An 18,291-nucleotide genomic window follows, 5' to 3' on the forward strand; every position below is an offset into this window, starting at 1 on the left:
CACACCTCCTGCCGCGCCGATCCTAGGATGGCGCGAAGCCGTCATCGTCCGGTCAGTCCCCCCACACCGCGAAGGCGTCGTTGAAGGCGCGCTCGCCGGGTGCGCCCTTCTCGATCGCGATGATCGCGCGGCGCTGGTTGCTGTAAACCAGGGGAACGTCGAACCAGGAGCGCTCCTTCAGGAGCTGCACGTTGCGGGTCCGGTCGGCGTCGACATTGGACAGGCCGACCAGGAAGAAGCCGTCGGTGACCTTCACGGCCAGGCCCGCCAGCGGCGTGCCGCGCGACTGCTCGTTGGACTTCATCAGGATGCCCGGCACGTTGCCGACGCCGCCGCCGTCGAAATTCTGCGGCAGGATGAACGTCAGCTCGGCCGTATGGCTCGCCGGCAGCGACGTGTCCGTGTTGCGGCGGAACGACATCGTCATCTTGAACTTGCGGTCGGGAATCTCGATGTCGGCGCGCACGGCGATATCGGCCTTCTGGGTGCCCGTCGCCTTGATCTGCTCGGTGCGCCAGACCACCGAGCCGAGATATTGCTTGCCCTTCGGGTCGTTCGGATCCTCGTCATACAGCACGACCTTCTGCGCCACCGGCGCGATCTGGTCGGAGGATGGCGACTGGCCGACGCGGTCGGTGATCTTGGGCTTGCTGAGCGGCGCGCCGGTGTCCTTCGGCGCCTCGACCGTCGAGCTCGACTTGAACAGTCCGGTGACGGCACCGACCAGCGGCCGGCCCCACAGGATGCCGGCGCCGACCAGGATCAGCACGATGCCGGCGGCAATCGCGGCCTTGAACGGGAACGTCGAGCCGCCGCGCTCAGGCTTCTTCTTGATCTCCCCGCCGGCGGCCCGCGGGCGGCCCGACGCGGTGGCCGGCACCGCGTAGCGCTCGGCCTCCTGGACGGATTCATCATACGAATAGGCCGGCTCGGGCAGCGGCGGCCGATCGTCATCATCCTCGAGCCGGTCGAGGTCGGTCGCGGGAACGTTGGCGTAGGTCTTGCGCGCGGCCCGGTTGGCCTGGGCGGTGGCCTTGCCGAGATCGTCGACATCGGCGGTGATGTCGCGGAAGCCGCGCATCGAGGGCGTCGCGGCAGCCGGGCCGTTGGCGTCAGGCGCACGGCGCGGGGCGGCTGGCCGCTCTCGGACCGGCGGTGGCGCATCAGGGGCAGCGGCCGGGTTCGGCTGAGGCCGGATGGGCGCAGCCGGAGCCGCAGCGGCGGGCGGCGGCTCGGGCCGTGCGGGGCGCAACGGCTTGGCCTCCACCGGCTCGGGGCCAGGCGGCGGACGATCGTTCCGCGGAGCGGGGGCGGGAGCTGGACGCGGTCGCGGGGCGGGAGCGGCGGCCGGCTCGGGCGTCGCGCCGGGTTGGGCTGCAGGAGCCGCCGGAGCATCGGCATTGCGGGCGCCGGCCCGGCGCAGCGCGTCGCCGGGACGGGCCGCGCCGCTGGAGGTCCGCTGCGCCTCGCGCGCGCGCTGGGCGGCTTCCGCCTCGACCTTGCGCACGGCTTCCTCGAGCGACAGCCGCTCGCGGGTGATCTCGGATTCGCTGAGCGGCGGCTGAACGCTACGCAATTGCGCGATCAGCGCCGCCCGAGCCCGCTCGTAAAGCGCACGCCGGCTTTCGCCGGGAGCGTTGGGGTCCAATCCGGCAATGGCGCGGGCTATCAGCGGGTAGTAGTCGGCCATATCAACTCAATTCGCGGGCTGCGCTGTCGGGTCCCGTCACGCCTCGAAGGGATTCTGGACCAGGATAGTATCCTCGCGTTCGGGGCTGGTGGAAAGCAGCGCAATTGGGCAACCCACCAGTTCCTCGATGCGCCGGACGTATTTGATGGCCTGGGCCGGCAGGTCGGCCCAGGAGCGCGCGTTCGCCGTCGGCTGCTTCCAGCCTTCGATGGTCTCGTAGATCGGCTCGACCCGGGCCTGAGCGCCCTCGCCTGCCGGGAAGTGATCGATCTCCTTGCCGTCCAGCTTGTAGCCGGTGCAGACCTCGATGGTGTCGAAACCGTCGAGAATGTCCAGCTTGGTCAGCGCAAGACCGTTAATGCCGCAGGTCCGCACCGCCTGGCGGACCAGCACCGCATCGAACCAGCCGCAACGACGCGGCCGGCCGGTATTCGTTCCGAACTCGCGGCCACGCTCGCCGATCTTGCGGCCGGTCTCGTTGTCCTGCTCGGTCGGGAACGGTCCCTGGCCGACGCGGGTCGTGTAGGCCTTGCACAGGCCGAGCACGTAGCCGATCGCCCCCGGTCCGAGGCCAGCGCCGGTCGCGGCCTGCGCCGCCACCGTGTTGGACGAGGTGACGTAGGGATAGGTGCCGTGATCGACGTCGAGCAGCGCGCCCTGCGCACCCTCGAACAGCAGGCGCTTGCCCTCGCGGCGCTTGATGTCGAGCAGCCGCCACACCGTCTCGGCATAGGGCAGCAGCTGCGGCGCCAAAGCGGTCAGCTCGTCCAGAATGACCTTGCCGTCGATCTGCTCGAGCCCGAGGCCGCGGCGCAACGCGTTGTGGTGAGCAAGCAACCGGTCGATCTTGTGCGGCAGCGTATCGAGGTCGGCGAGGTCCATCAGGCGGATCGCGCGGCGGCCGACCTTGTCCTCATAGGCCGGGCCGATGCCGCGGCGGGTGGTGCCGATCGCGGTCGCGGCGCTGGCGGATTCGCGCCGCGCGTCGAGCTCTCGGTGCAGCGGCAGAATGAGCGTGACGTTCTCGGCGACGCGCAGATTGTCCGGGCTGATGGTCAGGCCTTGCGCCTGCAGCTTGCCCACCTCGTCGAGGAAGGCCTGCGGATCGAACACGACGCCATTGCCGATCACCGACAGCTTGCCGGCGCGCAGCACGCCGGACGGCAGCAGCGCCAGCTTGTAGGTCGCGCCATTGATGACAAGCGTATGACCGGCGTTATGGCCGCCCTGGAAGCGCACGACGATGTCGGCCTGCTCCGACAGCCAATCGACGATCTTGCCCTTCCCCTCGTCACCCCATTGGGCGCCGACGACGACCACGTTAGCCATTCGCAGCTCTTTCCTCTGCCAAGATCCAAAACAGCACGATCGGCTCGGTCGATATCGCTTCCGATGAGGGGCCGGCCCGGCCAACCATGCGCCCAGCCCAAATCGCGGCCGGGACCGCTCGCTTGCGAGGCGACCCACCGGATAAAGGAAGCCGCCGGGCTAGGCAAGCAAGAACGGGCCTCCGGAGCACACAACAGCGCCACCAAGCCTTTGATAAGCCCCAAAATTTCATGCCGCCCCGGCCGCGGATCGGGCGACCCGGCCCTGCGCTTCTGGCGGCGCATGGTAACGGGCGAGGTCATTCAGCACTGGAACGGCGGCGAATCTACGATCGAGTTGCAAATCGACAGCCTATCTGCTCACCCCGGCGGGGTCTCAGGCGGAGATGCGGCCATCGACGACCTCGATGATGCGATCACAGCGCCGCGCCAGGTCGAGGTTATGGGTCACGAGCAGAAAGCTGGTCCCGACCGTCCGATTTACCTCCCGCATCAAGCCGAACACGGCCTCCGCGGACTTGCTGTCGAGATTGCCGGTCGGCTCGTCCGCCAGCACCAGATCTGGGTTCATCGCCAGCGCCCGGGCCACCGCGACGCGCTGCTGCTGGCCGCCCGACATGTTGCTCGCGAGATGGTTCGCAAATTTAGCCAAGCCGACCTGGTCGAGCAGCTTGCCCGCCCGCGCCTCGATCTCCGGGCTCGGAAAGCCGCGGTCGACCAGCAGCGGCATCATCACGTTCTCCTTGGCCGTGAAGGCGGAGATCAGGAGATGCGACTGGAAGATGAAGCCGATGGTGTGGCCGCGCAGATGCGTGAGCTCGGTATCGCCGAGCGATGCGATGTCATGGCCCTTGATCGTGAGCCGGCCGGAGGTCGGCCGGTCGAGCAGGCCGACGATATTGAGAAGCGTGCTCTTGCCCGAGCCGGACGGGCCGATCAGCGCGACGAACTCGCCGCGATCGACCTCGAGGTCGATGTCGTGCAGCACCTCGGTCTCGGTCGGCAGGCCGACATTGTAGGCCTTGCACACCTTCTCCAGCCGCAGGATGTCCTCAGCCACGGATCGCCACCACCGGATCGAGCTTGGCCGCGCGCAGCGCCGGCGCGGTCGCCGCGAGCAATCCCGTCACCGTCGCGAGCAATGCCGTGATCACGAATAGCTGGCGCTCGAGAACGAGCGGAAACAACTCCGAACCATCGGTTTGGCGCTGCACTGCGTGCCAATAGATCAGCGCGCCTGCGCCGAGCGCCGCACCGAACAGCGAGCCGACGAAGCCGAGCAAACCGCCCTGCAGCAGGAACACGCGCAGGATCTGGCCGCGCGAGGTGCCCATCGCCCTGAGGATGCCGATCTCCTTGGAGCGCTGGATCACCGACACGATCAGCACGGCGGCGATGCCGAACGCGACCGACATCGCGACGAAGACGCGGATCAGCGTGTTGGAGGTCTCCTGCGCCCGCACGGCCACGAAGAACTGAGCGTTGGTCTTGATCCAGCTGTCGGCCTTCACCAGGTTGGCGGCTTGGATGCGCTGGGCGATGTCCTCGGCCGCGTAGATGTCCTGCACGGTGATGTCGATCGTGGTGACGCCGCCGATCATGCCGAGCAGCGACTGCGCGGTGCGCAACGCGACATAGGCGGCGCGCTGGTTGACGCCCTTATTGCCGAGATCGACGAGGCCGGTCACCGTCAGCACGCGGTTGGCGCCGGAGGCCGCCTGGACATTCAGCTTGTCGCCGACCACGGCGCCGAGGTCCTTGGCCAGCTCGATGCCGATGATGATGTCCTCGCTGGTCAGCCGTGGCTCGCCGGCGACGATGTAGTCCGGCACGCGCACGATGGTGAAGTAGCTCTCCGGCTCGACGCCGGACAATGTGACGGCACGGCTGGCATCGCCGCGAATGGCGAGCGCCGAGCCCGAGATGGTCGGCGACACCGCGGTGATCTCCGGCATCGCCAGCATCTGGGCGCGGATCTTCGGCCATTGGTCGATCGAGATCACGCGCTGGCTCGGCCGCTGCACGATGGCATCCTCGATCACGCCATTGTCGTTGCGCAGCGGACGGGCGACCTGATCCGGCGACAGCAATTGAATCTGCGGCTGCGAGGTCAGCACGCGCTTGATGAAGTTCGCCTCGAGGCCCGCCAGCATCGCCGACATGAACACGATCACGCCGACGCCGATCGCGATGCCGCCGATGATGAACAGGGTCTGCAGCCGACCCTCGCGCAGGAAACGCACCGCAGCGATCCACTCGAAGGGCAGCCAGCGGTTCACGGCAGCACCGGACGGAAGCGCTGGCCGGTGACGAGGCCGGAGCTCGCGGGCACGGCGATTTCGCCGACACCTAGGCCATCGACGATCTCGACATGGCTGTTGCCGCGGATGCCGGCGCGCACCGGCCGCTTGACCGCGCGGCCGTCCTTCTCACCGAGCACCCAGGGCTGCCCCGAGGTGAGATCATGCACCGAGCGCACCGGCAGCTCCAGCGTATCCTTGCGGGAGGCGACCTCGATGTCGACCGACACCGTCATGTCCTGGCGCAGATAGTCGGGCGGGTCCTTGACGATCAGCTTGACCTGCACCGAGGCGCGCGAGAGATCGACGCCGGGATTGATGTAGCTGAGCACGGCGGAGAAGCGCTTGTCCGGATAGGCATCGGCCGAGGCGAGCGCTGTCTGCCCGAGCGCCAGCTTGCCGAGGTTGCGCTCGTCGATCTGCAGCACGAGCTGGACATCGCCGGCAGGCGCGAGAACGAGCAGCGCCTTGCCGGGCTGCGCCACGGTGCCCTTCTCGACATTGCGCGTGATCAGCACGCCGTCGCGCGGCGCCGAGATCGTCGCATAGCCGAGCCGCGATTGCGCGGTGTCGAGATTGGCGTGGGCCTGGTTCAGCTGCGTCTCGGCCATCACGTAGTCGCTGCCGCCGGGGCTTGCGGTGAACACCTGGAATTCTGCTGCCCGCTTCTGCGCCAGCGCAATGTCGAGCGTCTTCTGCGCCTCGTCGAGCGACGCGCGTGTGGCATAGCCGTTGGTCGTCAGTTGCGAGGTCCGGTCATAGGTCTGCTGCGCGTTGAGCAGCGTCGCCTGCGCCTGGCGCAGCGCCTCTTTGGCCGACGGCAGGGTCAATTCGGCGAGCTGGCGCATCCGCGCCTCGGCCTGCGCCACCTGCCCTTGCGCCTGCACCACCGCGGCCTTGAACTCGCGCGCCTCCAGCGAGATCAGCGGCTGGCCCTTGGTCACGCGCTGGCCTTCGAGCACGAGAACCTCATCGACCGTGCCGGTGATCTGGCTGCCGATCTCGACGCGGAATGGCGTCTCGACATGGCCGCTGGCGACGACAGTCTCGACGAGATCGCCGCGGCGAACCTGATCGACCACGATCGCCGGGCCGAGCATGACGCGCGCGCTCTGCCAGCCGCCGAGACCGAGCAGCAGGATCACCGCGAGAATGAACCAGCGGTGCGCCAAAAAGATAGACCAGATCGTCGGCACTGGCTTGCTGCTCTGGCGCGGGAGGGCTGCGGCTTGATCGACCATATCCGTCATTGCAGATGGCGCCCAGGGATCGGGCGGGATCTCGTCCTCGTGAACATGCAGCCGTCAGCCCCACGGCGCGTTGTCCCCAACGTAGGTCATCGCCGCATCAGGATGTTGCGCTAGGTCAACCGCGGCGCGATCGTTCATGCAAATCAGGCACGATCGCCGCGACACCTCGTCCACGAAGACACCTCGTCCACGAACATGAACGGACGCCTGTGACCACCGAAACGACCTCCGTCCTGCACAAGTTCTGGCGCTTCGCTCCCGCCCAGGCGGGCGAAGCGCTCGGCTGCGGCCTCGATGGCCTGAACGACGCTGACGCCGCGCAGCGGCTGCTGCGCTACGGCCGCAATGCCGATACGCCATCCCAAATCGTCGGCCCGCTGCGCGCGATCATGCGCCGGCTGCTCGAGCCGCTGTCGCTGATCCTGCTCGTCGCCGGCATCATCTCGATGGCCACGGGGGACGTGATCGGCGGCGCGATCATCGTGCTGATCCTGACGCTCTCGATCGGGCTCGACACGGTGCAGGAGGGACATGCGGTCAGGGCGGCCGAGGAGTTGCGGCGGTCGGTGGCGTTGAAGGCCGAGGTCAAGCGCGACGGCGCCTATCGCGAGATCGAGGTGGACGCCGTCGTCCCCGGTGACATTCTGCGGGTGCGCGCCGGCGACATCGTGCCGGCCGATGCGCTGATCCTCGAGAGCAAGGCTTTCACCGCTGGCGAGGCTGCGCTCACGGGCGAGCCCTACCCCGTGACGAAGCAGGCTGGCCCTGCTGCCGATGAGAACGACACCTCGAACGCGCTGTTCCGCGGCTCGGTGGCGCAGACCGGCGAAGCCGTTGCCCTCGTCGTCAATACCGGACCGAATACGATGTTTGGCGCGGCGGCCTCGGCGCTCGCGGAAGCACAGGGGCGTACGCCGTTCGAGCGCGACCTGCATGAATTCGGCCTCGTCATCGCGCGGCTCACGCTGGCTCTCGTCGTCATCGTGCTCGCCTTCCGCGTGCTGTTCGGCCGTGACGTGCTCGACTCGCTGTTGTTCTCGGTCGCGCTCGCGGTCGGACTGACGCCCGAGCTGCTGCCGATGATCACGACGGTGACCTTGTCGCGCGGCGCGCTGCGCATGGCCAAGCGCAAGGTGATCGTGAAGCGGCTCGCGGCCATTCACGATCTCGGCGCGATGTCGGTGCTATGCACCGACAAGACGGGCACGCTGACATCGGCGGAGATCACGCTCGCCCGCAGCATCGCGCCCGATGGCAGCGATCACCCGCGCCCGGCCGAGCTCGGCGCCATTGCCGCCGCACTTGGCGGCGATCGCGGCTCGCTGGATACGGCACTGGTCGCGGGCGCCGACCATGCCGCGGCCGGATGGATTCTCGGCGGCCAGCAGACCTTCGACTTCTCGCGCCGGCTCGGCTCGGTGCTGGCGGTGCGCGGAACTGATCAGGTGCTGATCGTGAAGGGCGCGCCGGAGGCCGTGATCGAGCTCTGCACGCAGCAACGGCAGGCCAGCGGCATCATCGCGCTAGACGACAAAGGTCGCGACGAGATGCGCGAGCGCGTCCATGCATTGGCTCGCGAGGGACTGCGCACCGTCGCGATCGCCTCGAAACCGTGGAGCAGCGCGCCGCGCGAGGTCGAGACCGAGGACGAGCAGGAGCTGATCTTCGAAGGCCTGTGCGCGTTCGCCGATCCGCCCAAGCCGACCGCGGCTCACGCGATCGCGCAGCTCGCCCGCGCCGGCATCGCGCTCAAGATCTTGTCCGGCGACGATCCGGTCGTCGTCAAGCGGCTGGCAGGCCTCGTCGGGCTGAAGGCTGATCGGGTGCTGTCCGGCAGCGACATCGCCGAGCTCAGCGACGACGCGCTCGCGGTGCAGGTGCGGTCGGCCGACGCGTTCGGCCGGCTCGCTCCCGACCAGAAGTCGCGCATCGTGAAAGCGCTGCAGGCCTCGGGCGAGATCGTCGGCTTCCTCGGCGACGGCATCAACGATGCGCCGGCTTTGAAGGCGGCGGATATCGGACTGTCCGTGGAGGGCGCCACCGGCGTGGCGCAATCGGCGGCGGACATGATCCTGCTGGCCTCCGATCTCGAGGTCGTCGCCGACGGCGTCGAGGAAGGACGGCGCACCTTCGCAAACATCCTGAAATACGTGCGGATGGGTGCGAGCTCGAATTTCGGCAACATGCTGTCGATGGCGGTGGCTTCGATCATGCTGCCGTTCCTGCCGATGCTGCCGACGCAGATCCTGCTCAACAACCTGCTCTATGATCTCTCCGAGCTCGGCATCCCCTTCGACCGCGTCAGCCCGCAGGCCACCGCCTGGCCGCAACGCTGGGACATGAAGCGATTGCTGCGCTTTGCCGCGATCATGGGCCCGTTGTCGTCGCTGTTCGACTTCCTCACCTTCGGTGCCCTGCTCTATCTGTTCCACGCCACCCCGGACGAGTTCCGCACCGCATGGTTCCTGGAATCCATGGCGACGCAGATCCTCGTCATCTTCATCATCAGGACCAACGGGCGTCCCTGGAGCAACCGGGCCGATCCGATGCTGACGGCGTCATCGCTCACAGCACTGTTCGCCGCACTCGTGGTGCCCTTCACGCCGGCTGGTGCCTGGTTCGGCTTCGTCGCACCGCCGATCACCGTCCTGGCCGCGATCGCGGCCCTCGTTGCCGTCTATCTGGTCTGCGCGGAGGGCCTCAAATCGATCGCTGTTCAATCCAGGGCTGGGAGCACTCACCGGCGGGATCACCACGAGCAAGCATGACCGCCGCCGCTGCATGGTCGCGATGCATCTGCCCTCTTGATAGGCAGCGACAATTGGTGTCTGTCGAGGAGGCCGGGGAGGACCAGCGGCCGGGATGACCGGGCCGGATGCCCAGGGCATACCAACCGGGACCAACACCGCCGCATGTCTGCCGCCGATCCCACAGCATCCGCCGCGCCCGCGCGCGCCTGGATCGCGAACCAACCCTATGTGCTGCTCAGCATCACGGCGCTGTGCTGGGCGGGCAATTCGATCGTCGGCCGCCTCGCAGCCGGTCACATCCCGCCCGTCACTCTGTCGTTCCTGCGCTGGTCGCTGGCGTTCCTTCTGATCCTGCCGATCGCCTGGAAGCAGCTTCGCCAGGACTGGCCCGCGATCCGGTCCAAGCTCGGCATCATGATCGCGCTGTCGGTGACCGGCATCGGCGCCTTCAACACGCTGCAATATTGGTCGCTCGAATACACCCAGGCGCTTAACACGCTGCTGCTGCAATCGGCGGGTCCGCTGATCGTCGCGCTGTGGTCGATGCTGTTGCTGCGCGTGCATCTCACCTTCGCGCAGGCGATCGGCATCGTGCTGTCGCTCGCCGGCGTGCTGCTCATCCTGACGCGCGGCCACCCGACTGCGCTGGCCGACATCAGCTTCAACAAGGGCGACCTGATCTTCCTGCTGGCGATGGCGGTGTTCGGCTTCTACTCGGTGCTCACGATCAAGCGGCCGCAGATCCATGGCCTGTCGATGGTGGCCTTCACCTTCGGCTGCGGCGCGGCCAGCCTGATCCCGCTGCTGGTCTGGGAGCTCACGACGCGCCCGGTGATGGCGCTTGACACGCAGAACCTGCTGTCGCTGCTCTACGTCGCGATCTTTCCCTCGACCATCGCGTATCTCTGCTTCAATCGCGGCGTGCTGCTGATCGGCGCCAACCGCGCCGCGCCGTTCTTCCATGTGGTGCCGGTGTTCGGCTCGATCATGGCCTTCGTCTTCCTCGGCGAGCAGCCGCAGATCTTCCACGTGATCGGCTTCGCGCTGGTGCTGGCCGGCGTCTATGCCGCCTCGCGCAAGCAGGCGACCTGATGCGAACGGCTCATCCGAGCGCCTTCCAGGTCATGTAGACTGTCATCAGCGAGACGAAGCCGATCAGCAGGATCCGCAACCGGTCTGGCGGAACGCGGTTCGCCAAGCGCGCGCCGACATCGGTGCCGACCGCAAGGCCGATGATCACGGCGGCTAAAATAGACCATTGCGGCGTGGCGCCGTGCTGCCAATAGATCCACGCCGACGGGATCGTCATGGGCACCAGCGTCAGCGCGAGGCTGATCATTTGCGCCCGATGCTGCGCCATGCCGAGCATCGCGCTCAAGCCGACCACGGTGGCAAGCCCACCGCCGATGCCAAGAAAGCCTGAGGATACGCCGGCCGCGCAGCCGACCGCCAGCAACGCGCCGCGATGCGGCTCAGGCACCGCATCCGGTGTTTCGCCCGGCTGCTTCTGCGATCGCCGGCGCAGCAGCAGGATATCGAGCAGAAGCAGGTAGACGACATAGGCCCAGCGCAGCACCGCTGATGTCGCCGCGTTCGCGATCAGCGCGCCGACGATGCCGCCGATGAGGAATCCGAGACCCAGCCAGAGCAAGATCGTCGCGGTCACGCGGCTGCCGCTCTCCCAATAGCGCCTGATGCCGGCCGCGCTGGTCGGCGGGATCTGCGCGACCAGCGAGAGCCCCTGCGCGACATGCTGCTCGGCCCCGAGCAGCAGCACGGCGAACACGACGAGGCCGCCGCCGGGACTGACGCCAAGCAGCCCCGAGGTGAAGCCGCCGACCAGCCCGGTGCCGAAACCGCCGATGAGATCAGGAACGTTCATCGCTTCGACCTCGCCCGCCCTTTGGTGCTCACCGCCGCACCGCGAGTCCCGTCAACAGCGTCTCGAATGCGGTCATCGCTTCGGCGGAGGAGAACGGCTCGCCCCACAGCCGCTGCAGCACGAAGCCCTGGAACATTGCGACCATCGTGCGGGCCATGCTGCGCGGATGAACCGAGCGGTCGATCAGCCCGAGGCGCTGGCCGCGTTGCAGCAGCTCGCCGATCAGCGCGACTGGCTTGCGAACACCGTCGCTCACCTGGGCGCGGATGTCATCGTCGCGCAGTGCCTCGGCCCAGAGCTGCAGCGCGATGCGGCGGCTGCGCAGCCCCTCCTCCTTCTGCATGTCCGCAAGCGAGGCGCGGGCGACGGCGCGCAACGCATCCAAGGGATCGGAGATGTCGCGCGCGGCAGCCAGCAGCGCCGCATCGCAGGCATGGCGGTGCTCGCCGATCGCCTGGATGAGCTCCTCCTTGCTGGAGAAATGGCCGTAGATGCAGCCCGCGCTCAGACCGGATTGCGCGATCACATCGGCGATCGTGGTTTGATGAAAGCCCTGCCGCGCAAAGCAGACCTCTGCCGCCTGCAGGATCTCGTCCCGGCGCGCGGCCATCGTCTCAGGCTTGAGTTTGGGCATCCGCAGCTCCAGCCCGTCCAGCCGCATGATCGCGGCCCCCGCACGACCGCGATTGTCGCTCCAAAAGGCCTCGGCATCATACAAAACGAATATTCGTTTTGTAAAGCCCTCGCTCGATTTTCGGCATGGCGCCATCCCGCGGGGCGCTCTTGTCCCGCCGGCGGTTTCGGGCACAAGCTCGGATCATCAAGAGAAGCCGATTCCTTGCCCGCTCCATCTCATCCGACCTCGCCGCTGGCCTGGCTCAACAACCAGCCCTATCTGCTGCTGACGCTGGCCTCGCTGTTCTGGGCCGGCAACATCGTGCTGGCGCGCTATGTCGCCGGGCACGTGCCGCCGCTGACCTTGTCCTGCATCCGCTGGATCGGAACCTTCCTGATGCTGTGGCCGTTCGCGCGGCCACATCTCATACGCGACTGGCGCACCTTGCTCGCGAGCTGGCCGCTGCTGCTGCTGCTCGCGCTGACCGGCTTTGCCATCAACAACGCGCTGTCCTATTGGGCGATGCAGTACACCCAGGCGCTGAACGGCCTGCTGATCCAGTCCTCCGCTCCCCTGTTCGTGGCGTTGTGGTCGCTCGTATTGTTCGGCGTGCGGCTGACAGCAGCGCAGCTTGCCGGCATTGCGACGTCATTGACCGGCGTGCTGGTGATCCTGCTGCGCGGTGACCTGGGCGCCCTCACCGCCATTCAGTTCAACCGCGGCGACCTGATGTTTGCCGGCGCGCTGCTGGTGTTCGGCATCTACTCCGCGGTCATGACGCGGCGGCCGGCCGTGCATCAGCTGTCGCTGATCTCGTCCTGCACTGCCCTGGGCGCCGTGCTGCTGCTGCCGCTGGCGGCCTGGGAGTACAGCTCCGGCTTCGTGCTGCAGCTCGATCTGCTGTCGGTGCTGACGCTCGGCTACGTCGTGGTGTTCGCCTCGACGCTGGCCTATCTGTTCTTCAACCGCGGCATCGGCCTGATCGGGCCGAACCGGGCCGCGCCCTTCCTGCATCTGGTGCCGCTGTTCGGCTCGGTGCTGGCCATCCTACTGCTCGGCGAGGAGTTGAAGCCGTTCCACCTCGCCGGCTACGCGCTGGTGGTCGCCGGCGTCGTCATCGCCTCCCGCGTGCCGCTGCGCAAGCCGGACCCGGCGCCTAAACGCTGAGCATGCGGCAAGACGCCCCAGCGGACCGGGCCGCCATCATCCGACTGTCATCGAAGTGTCAGCGTCGCGTCAGGCGTGCTGGTCACAACGCGCATGGTTCAAGCTCGCAGGAGGCTTCCCATGCATCGATATCTGCTTACCACCGTCGCGGTCCTCGCTCTCGGCGCCGGCGCGGCGCTCGCCCAAGGCGAGGGTGAATTTCCGGCCACGCTGGCGGGTCATGCCGTATTATCAGCCGAATCCTTCATCGACGCCCCCGCCGATGCGCCCGACGATCTCAAGACATCCGGCAAGTACACCACCGGCAAGCGCGTCGACGCCATCGGCAGCGTGATGGGCAAGTCCTATGAGCGTCCGACCGGCGTCTCGCTGCCGTTCAAGGGGCAGCCGCTGCAGGGCCATTCCGGCATCAAGAAGATGGCCGACGGAACGTTCTGGGTCCTCACCGACAACGGCATGGGCTCGCGCTACAACTCGCCGGACTCGATGCTCTATCTGAACCGCTACAAGATGGATTGGGCGGGCGGCAAGGTCGAGCGGCTGGAGACGATCTTCCTGCATGATCCCGACAAGAAGGTGCCGTTCCGCATCGTCCACGAGAACACCGCCAAGCGCTATCTGACCGGCTCCGATTTCGATACCGAAGGCTTCCAGATCATCGGCGACACGATCTGGATCGGCGACGAGTTCGGCCCCTACATCATCAAGGCGGACAAGAGCGGCAAGGTGCTTGCGGTGTTCGAGACGGTGGCCGACGGCAAGCCGGTGCGCTCGCCCGACCATTGGGCGGTGCAGTCGCCGGGCGCGCCGGGGGCGACCTACACCAACGTCAACCTGCGCCGCTCGAAGGGTTTTGAGGGCTTCGCCTCGTCCACCGACGGCAAGTTCATCTACGGCCTGCTCGAAGGACCGCTGTGGGACGCCGACAAGAAGGATTGGGAGAAGGTCGACGGCAAGGAAGCGTCGCGCATTCTCGAATTCGACGTCGCCGCGGAGAAATTCACCGGCCGCTACTGGCAATATGTGTTCGAGCAGAACGGCAACGCCATCGGCGACTTCAACATGATCGATCCCGCCCAGGGCCTGATCATCGAGCGCGACAATGGCGAGGGCACCTCCGACAAAGCCTGCCCGCAGGGCACGCGCGGCGAGAGCTGCTTCCCCGATCTCGCCAAGTTCAAGCGCGTCTACAAGATCGAGCTGTCCGACGCCAATGTCGGCAAGCCAGTTCGCAAGATCGCCTATATCGACCTGATGAAGATCAAGGATCCGGACAAGAAGGCACGCAAGCCGCTCAACGACGGCGTCCTCACCTTCCCGTTCTTCACGATCGAGAACGTCGATCGCGTCGACGACACCCACATCATCGTCGGCAACGACAACAATTTGCCGTTCTCGTCGAGCCGCGATCCCAACAAGGCCGACGACGACGAGTTCGTGCTGCTCGAGGTGGGTGACTTCCTCAAGGCCAAGTAACGGGCCTTCGCACCTCACGGCGCTGGCGTTGCGACGCCAGCGCCGACGCCCCTCAGGCCGTGCACACCTTGGCCATGAAGCCGTCGACCGCCTGTTGTAGCAGGCCGGACTGGCTGTCGAGCTCGCGGGCGCTGTTCAGCACCTCGGAGGCCGCCATGCCGGTGGCTTCGGCAGCCTTGGTGACGCCGCCGATATGGGCGCTGATCTCGTTCGAGCCCGCGGCGACCGACTGGATGTTGCGCGCGATCTCGCGCGTCGCGTCGCCCTGCTGCGCGATCGAGGTCGAGATCGAGTTGGTGATCTCGCTCATCTGCGCGATCGTCTGGGTGATGCCGCTGATGGCGGTGACCGCGTCCTGGGTCGAGGTCTGCATCGCCGCGACCTGCGCCGAGATCTCCTCGGTCGCCTTCGCGGTCTGGTTGGCGAGCGCCTTCACTTCGGAGGCGACGACCGCAAAGCCCTTGCCGGACTCGCCGGCGCGCGCGGCCTCGATGGTGGCGTTCAGCGCCAGCAGGTTGGTCTGCGCCGCGATCGAGTGGATCAGCTTGACGACCTCGCCGATCTTCTCGGCGCCGGTCGACAGCACCTGCACGGTGGCATTGGTGCGCTCGGCGTCGCCGACCGCCTTGCTGGCGATCTCGCTGGAGCGGGCGACCTGGCGGGAAATCTCGTTGACCGAGCTCGACAGCTCCTCGGCCGCCGAGGCCACGGTGCCGACATTGTCGTTCGCGCTCTGCGTGGCCGCGCTGACCGTCGAGGCGCGCGAGCTCGCATCGCTCGCCGTCGACGTCATCGACTCCGCCGTGTGCTGCATGCCCTCGGCAGCCGACGCCACCGAGCGGACGATGCCGTTGACGCTGCGCTCGAAGTCGGCCGCAAGGCTCTGCATCGCGGCGCGCCGCTCCGCCTCGGCACGCTGCTTGTTCGCAGCCTCCGCCTGCTCGAGCTCGCGCATGCGCAGCGCATTGTCCTTGAAGATCTGGACCGTCGCCGCCATCCCGCCGATCTCGTCGCCCCGCCCGACTCCGGGAATCTCGCCATCGAGCTTGCCGTCCGCGATCTCGCGCATGCGGCCACCGAGACGATCGAGCGGCACGCTGATGCTGCGGCTGATCAGCCAGGCGATGCCGCCGGCGATGACCGCGATGCCCGCGCAAGCCATCCACATGAGCCATTTCAGCGGCTTCATCTTGGCGTCGAGATCGTCGACATAGACCCCGGTGCCGACGAACGTATTCCAGCCGGGAATTGCGACCGCGTAGGAGATCTTGCGGGTCGGCTGCTCCTGGCCGGGACGCAGATATTCGTAGTGCAAGGTGACTTCGCCGTTCTTGGCGACGCCATCCCGCAGCTCGACGACCAGCTTGCGGCCGTTGAGCTCGAAATCGATCACGTTGGAGCCGCGCTGCTTCATGTCCTGCGAGATCACGACGTTGCCGTCCATCGTGTAGGCGAACAGATAGCCCATGCCCTTGTCGAAGGTCATGGTCCGGCCGCGATTGACGAACTCGTCGAGCGCGGCCTCCTTCGTCATCTTGCCGGCTTCGACCTCCTTGATGAGGCCCAGCGCCATGTTGCGCGCGGTCTCGACGATCGCCCGGCATTGCTCGATGCGGGCGTTGACCATCTCCCGATGCATCAGGTCGGCGGCGAATGTACCGGCTGCCGCGAGCCCCAGGAGAGCGACGCCGACCACAATGGCCAGCTTGGGGGCGATCTTCATATTGTTCAGCAGCACGCGACGCACTCCGCCCGATCGATCTCAACGACCTGTCAAGATTAGCTGCCGGTTAAATGATCAGGCGATCGTTAGGGTTCGGTTGCGAAGCCTCCCCGTAAAAACCCGGATCAGCCGGGTACGGCTTCATCCGCAGCCACAGCCGCGGACGCCGGCCGCAGGGGCGCGAATTCCTCGGCCGTCAGCGTCTCCTTGGCGATCAGCAACTCGACGCCGCGCTCGAGATCGTGGCGATGGCCGTCGAGGATCGCACGCGCCCGCGCGCCGCCCTCCGCGATCAGGTCGCGCACCGCGAGATCGATCTCGCGACCGGTGTCCTCGGCTGCCGATACGATCTGGTCCTGGGGCTGCAGGAACGACGCCTGCGGGTGCGGCGCGTAGGTGCGCTGGCCGACCGTCTTGTCCATGCCGTACTTGGTGACCATCTCGATCGCGATCTCGGTCGCGCGCTGCAGGTCGTCGGCGGCGCCGGTCGAGACGTCGCCGTCGAAGATGATCTGCTCGGAGGCGCGGCCGCCCATCAGCACGGCGATGCGGTTCTTCAATTCGCTGACTGCGAGCAGGAAGCGATCCTCGGTCGGCCGCTGCATGGTGTAGCCGAGCGCGCCGACGCCGCGCGGAATGATCGAGACCTTCTGCACCGGATCGACGCCGGCGAGATTGGCCGCGACCAGCGCGTGCCCCATCTCGTGATAGGCGACGCGGCGGCGCTCGGCCGGGCTGAGCACCCGGCTCTTCTTCTCGATGCCGGCGACGATGCGCTCGATTGCCGTGGTGAAGTCCTCGAACGTCACCTCGTGACCCCCACGGCGGGTCGCGGCGATCGCGGCCTCATTGATCAGGTTGGCAAGATCGGCGCCGGTGAAGCCCGCGGTCAGTGCGGCGACCTTGTCGAGATCGACGCTCCCGGCCATCGTGATCTTGCGGACGTGAACCTTGAGGATGGCGAGCCGGCCGCTTCGGTCGGGCCGGTCGACCAGCACCTGGCGATCGAAGCGGCCGGCGCGCAGCAGCGCGGGATCGAGGATCTCGGGGCGGTTGGTCGCTGCGAGCAGGATGACGCCCGAGCTCGGATCGAAGCCGTCGAGTTCGGCGAGCAACTGATTGAGCGTCTGCTCCTTCTCGTCATAGCCGCCCATCTGCGCGCCGGCGGAGCGGCTGCGCCCGAGCGCGTCGAGCTCATCGATGAAGATGATGCAGGGCGCGGCCTTGCGCGCCTGCTCGAACAGATCGCGCACCCGCGCGGCGCCGACGCCGACGAACATCTCGACGAACTCGGAGCCCGAGATCGAGAAGAACGCGACGCCGGCTTCGCCGGCAACGGCGCGCGCCAGCAGCGTCTTGCCGGTGCCGGGCGGACCGACCAGCAGGATGCCTTTCGGCACGTGGGCGCCGAGCCGGCCATAGCTCTTCGGGTCCTTCAGGAACTGCACGACCTCCTGCAGCTCGAACTTGGCCTCGTCGACACCGGCGACGTCGGCGAAGGTCACCTTGGTATCGGTCTCGACATAGACCTTGGCGCGCGACTTGCCGATCGACATCAGGCCACCAAAGCCCTGGCGGTCCATCACCTTGCGCCCGAGGAACACCCAGATGAGATAGAACATCAGCGCCGGCACGACCCAGGACAGCAGCGTCTGGATGACGCCGCCCGACGGCACGCCGGTCACCGTGACGCCCTTGGCCGCGAGCTTCTCAGCCAGCGGCGGATCGACCCGCGCCGTGATGAACGCCGTCTTTCCGTCGGCCTGCTTGTCCTTGAACTTGCCCTGGATGGTGTCCTGGCTGACCGAGACCTCGGCGATCTTGCCCTGCTCCACCAGTTGCTCGAACTGGCTATAGGGAATGGTCTCGACGGTGTTGTAGGTCGTCAGCAGCCATTGCAGCAGCAGCATGCCGACGCCGGCCAGGAAGATGTAGCCGACGGCAATGGCCTGCTTGCGGGTGTTGGAATCGGATTCCATGTTGGGCACTCGTCCAGTGCTCCCGAGCATCGATCCACGATGATCACGGCCCGGAGCTGCACGAGCGTTTAACAAGCGCCACCCTCGGGCCGCTTGTCCTGGATCAAGTCCGGCCGACAGACCGGCGGGC

General features: G+C 67.1%; 13 protein-coding genes. 4 read left to right on the forward strand and 9 right to left on the reverse strand.

What is annotated here, in order from left to right:
* Positions 1 to 52: 52 nt before the first annotated feature.
* From ACVILH_RS01485 to ACVILH_RS01505, 5 genes are all read right to left on the reverse strand, one after another.
* A complete protein-coding gene (locus tag ACVILH_RS01485) occupies positions 53 to 1,690 on the reverse strand; it encodes a hypothetical protein (RefSeq protein ID WP_456711300.1) in 1,638 nt (545 codons plus the stop codon).
* 36 nt (positions 1,691 to 1,726) lie between these two features.
* Positions 1,727 to 3,019, reverse strand: a complete 1,293-nt coding sequence (locus ACVILH_RS01490) for an adenylosuccinate synthase (RefSeq protein WP_456711301.1) — start codon at positions 3,017 to 3,019, stop codon at positions 1,727 to 1,729.
* 375 nt (positions 3,020 to 3,394) lie between these two features.
* A complete protein-coding gene (locus ACVILH_RS01495; RefSeq protein WP_456711302.1) occupies positions 3,395 to 4,078 on the reverse strand; it encodes an ABC transporter ATP-binding protein in 684 nt (227 codons plus the stop codon).
* Positions 4,071 to 5,297, reverse strand: a complete 1,227-nt coding sequence (locus ACVILH_RS01500; RefSeq protein WP_456711303.1) for an ABC transporter permease — start codon at positions 5,295 to 5,297, stop codon at positions 4,071 to 4,073. The genes ACVILH_RS01495 and ACVILH_RS01500 overlap by 8 nt, the downstream gene beginning before the upstream one ends.
* On the reverse strand, positions 5,294 to 6,568 hold the full coding sequence (locus tag ACVILH_RS01505; RefSeq protein WP_456711304.1) for an efflux RND transporter periplasmic adaptor subunit: 1,275 nt from the start codon (positions 6,566 to 6,568) through the stop codon (positions 5,294 to 5,296). Before ACVILH_RS01505 ends, ACVILH_RS01500 begins: the two co-directional genes overlap by 4 nt.
* A gap of 209 nt (positions 6,569 to 6,777) precedes the next feature.
* Here ACVILH_RS01505 and mgtA point away from each other — a divergent pair, with 209 nt between their 5' ends.
* Complete coding sequence (mgtA, locus tag ACVILH_RS01510) at positions 6,778 to 9,336, forward strand: magnesium-translocating P-type ATPase (protein WP_456711305.1); 2,559 nt, start codon at positions 6,778 to 6,780, stop codon at positions 9,334 to 9,336.
* A gap of 144 nt (positions 9,337 to 9,480) precedes the next feature.
* Entirely contained in the window at positions 9,481 to 10,410 is a 930-nt protein-coding gene (locus ACVILH_RS01515; protein WP_456711306.1) for a DMT family transporter, read from the forward strand.
* Between the two features lie 10 nt (positions 10,411 to 10,420).
* Here the strand turns inward: ACVILH_RS01515 and ACVILH_RS01520 are convergent, their stop codons facing one another.
* The gene (locus ACVILH_RS01520; RefSeq protein ID WP_456711307.1) at positions 10,421 to 11,200 is read right to left on the reverse strand and encodes a sulfite exporter TauE/SafE family protein; all 780 of its coding nucleotides are present in this window, start codon (positions 11,198 to 11,200) and stop codon (positions 10,421 to 10,423) included.
* A gap of 28 nt (positions 11,201 to 11,228) precedes the next feature.
* Positions 11,229 to 11,834 (reverse strand): TetR/AcrR family transcriptional regulator, encoded by a 606-nt coding sequence (locus ACVILH_RS01525; protein WP_456711308.1) that lies wholly within the window; start codon positions 11,832 to 11,834, stop codon positions 11,229 to 11,231.
* 204 nt (positions 11,835 to 12,038) lie between these two features.
* Between ACVILH_RS01525 and ACVILH_RS01530 the strand changes: the two genes are divergently transcribed.
* Positions 12,039 to 12,983, forward strand: a complete 945-nt coding sequence (locus ACVILH_RS01530; RefSeq protein WP_456711309.1) for a DMT family transporter — start codon at positions 12,039 to 12,041, stop codon at positions 12,981 to 12,983.
* Positions 12,984 to 13,103: 120 nt separating this feature from the next.
* A complete protein-coding gene (locus ACVILH_RS01535) occupies positions 13,104 to 14,459 on the forward strand; it encodes an esterase-like activity of phytase family protein (RefSeq protein WP_456711310.1) in 1,356 nt (451 codons plus the stop codon).
* Between the two features lie 52 nt (positions 14,460 to 14,511).
* Here ACVILH_RS01535 and ACVILH_RS01540 read toward each other — a convergent pair whose 3' ends face one another.
* Together ACVILH_RS01540 and ftsH are read right to left on the reverse strand one after the other, a co-directional pair.
* Positions 14,512 to 16,197, reverse strand: coding sequence for a methyl-accepting chemotaxis protein (locus ACVILH_RS01540; RefSeq protein WP_456711311.1), 1,686 nt, complete (start codon positions 16,195 to 16,197; stop codon positions 14,512 to 14,514).
* Between the two features lie 110 nt (positions 16,198 to 16,307).
* Positions 16,308 to 18,161 carry an ATP-dependent zinc metalloprotease FtsH gene (gene ftsH, locus ACVILH_RS01545; protein ID WP_456711312.1) on the reverse strand — a complete coding sequence of 618 codons (1,854 nt, stop codon included), beginning with the start codon at positions 18,159 to 18,161 and terminating at the stop codon, positions 16,308 to 16,310.
* Positions 18,162 to 18,291: the final 130 nt, after the last annotated feature.

It is taken from the genome of Bradyrhizobium sp. USDA 4353 (genome assembly GCF_054063215.1).

Excerpts from the sequence above, each read along its gene's own strand:
- ACVILH_RS01520 (WP_456711307.1), bottom strand. The coding sequence starts at position 11,200 with ATGAACGTTCCTGATCTCATCGGCGGTTTCGGCACCGGGCTGGTCGGC.
- ACVILH_RS01490 (WP_456711301.1), bottom strand. The coding sequence starts at position 3,019 with ATGGCTAACGTGGTCGTCGTCGGCGCCCAATGGGGTGACGAGGGGAAG.
- ACVILH_RS01485 (WP_456711300.1), bottom strand. The coding sequence starts at position 1,690 with ATGGCCGACTACTACCCGCTGATAGCCCGCGCCATTGCCGGATTGGAC.
- ACVILH_RS01515 (WP_456711306.1), top strand. The coding sequence starts at position 9,481 with ATGTCTGCCGCCGATCCCACAGCATCCGCCGCGCCCGCGCGCGCCTGG.
- ACVILH_RS01505 (WP_456711304.1), bottom strand. The coding sequence starts at position 6,568 with ATGACGGATATGGTCGATCAAGCCGCAGCCCTCCCGCGCCAGAGCAGC.
- ftsH (WP_456711312.1), bottom strand. The coding sequence starts at position 18,161 with ATGGAATCCGATTCCAACACCCGCAAGCAGGCCATTGCCGTCGGCTAC.
- ACVILH_RS01535 (WP_456711310.1), top strand. The coding sequence starts at position 13,104 with ATGCATCGATATCTGCTTACCACCGTCGCGGTCCTCGCTCTCGGCGCC.
- ACVILH_RS01525 (WP_456711308.1), bottom strand. The coding sequence starts at position 11,834 with ATGCCCAAACTCAAGCCTGAGACGATGGCCGCGCGCCGGGACGAGATC.